Origin of the sequence: Pseudomonas fluorescens (assembly GCF_000967965.1) — a bacterium.
In the GTDB taxonomy this organism is placed as follows: domain Bacteria; phylum Pseudomonadota; class Gammaproteobacteria; order Pseudomonadales; family Pseudomonadaceae; genus Aquipseudomonas; species Aquipseudomonas grandcourensis.
This window is the reverse complement of sequence record NZ_LACC01000083.1, coordinates 1-212: the sequence shown is the minus strand read 5'-3', so window position 1 is coordinate 212 and position 212 is coordinate 1. Positions and strand designations below refer to the sequence as shown.

Sequence of the window (212 nt, the reverse complement as noted above, 5' to 3'; positions counted from 1 at the left end):
CCCGACTACACCGGCCAGAAAGTCTGCGGCCTCACCGTGCACTTCCTGCCCTGCGATGAGCTGCAGGTCACCACCTCCTGCTACGCCTACGGCAGCCCCGAATACCCGATCAAGACCCCGTTGCAATTGCCGGAGCCCTCGTCATGTCCGAAGTAAAACACGCCCCCGTCTGGTACCCGCCGCAGTTCCCATTGCAGGGCCGCTTGCCAACC

1 pseudogene is annotated in these 212 nt (G+C 63.7%); it reads left to right on the top strand.

Going from position 1 to position 212, the window contains the following annotated elements:
- Window positions 1-156: pseudogene (locus VC35_RS29750) on the top strand (DUF3304 domain-containing protein); the annotation flags it as partial.
- Between the last annotated feature and the right edge of the window lie 56 nt (window positions 157-212).